Here is a 1,015-nt window from a genome sequence, read left to right as displayed (position 1 = left end):
TTGGTCGACAAAGGTTGTATCTACGGTCAGGGATATTTATTCAGCCCACCCGTTGCGGCGGAAAAGTTATTTAACTAAGCACAACGTTCAATACACTGGCAACTTTGCGGTTAGATGTTCGTCGAACCGCAAAGCGCCAAACGATCCGCTAAAATGTTGATGCACACCAACAGCGGCACGCCAATCAACAGCCCCATACCACCCCACAACCAACCCCAAAAGACCAGCCACATAAAGATGACCAACGGGTTGAGGTTAAACCGCCTCCCTAGCAAAGTTGGGGTGACAAACTGACTCTCGATTAAATTCAGCAACAGATATATCGATACCACTGTCAGCATAAAACTGTCCGAATCTAGCTGCAAATACGCGACAAAACCAAAGCTCACCATCGAAATCACTGGTCCCAAATACGGCGCGAAATTCATTACCCCCGCAAACGCACCCCATAGAAATGGGTCTTCAAGGCCGAGGACAAAAAACACCAATCCTACACACAAGCCTAAACCCGCATTGACCAAAGTAATGGTGCCGATGTAGCGCGATAAATCTTTCTGCAGAGCCTGCACCAACTCCACCGCCTGACGTTGTTTCGAAAAACCACGCAAACGCGATACCGATTTACGAAACAGACTTCGACCATGATTAAGCATGAAATACACCATAAACAGCACAATCATCGCCTGAGTTAACAGCGTTGGTGTGGTGGTCGCGAGCGCTTTCAGCAGAGAAAACACCGTGTTGTTGCCCATCTCGTCAATGTTCATGTCACTGGCGATCTCAAGCGGCGCATTCATGTGCTCTGACGACGCTTTGGTCACTTCATTCACTTCCTGCGAAACGTTTTGGACGATGCTTGGCAACTCAGCCCACCATTGTTTCGCGGGTTCTGATATCGCCGCTAAACCGAGTATTGAAACACTCACCAATAACGTCAACGTCACCACCACAGTTATCGTGCGTGGCAGGCCTTTGTCTTCAAAATAATTGATCAGCGGGCTAAACAGCAGTGCCA

General features: G+C 48.5%; 1 protein-coding gene. It reads right to left on the bottom strand.

Translation table 11 applies throughout. The annotated features are described in order from the left end of the window. Positions 1-110: 110 nt before the first annotated feature. The coding region (locus R7E78_RS24725; RefSeq protein ID WP_318058421.1) for an AI-2E family transporter at positions 111-1,015 on the bottom strand (905 nt) is incomplete at its 5' end.

This window comes from Vibrio sp. YT-19(2023) (genome assembly GCF_033337395.1).
Note: the sequence above shows the minus strand (reverse complement) of the source record. Positions and strands in the feature narration are given on the sequence as shown.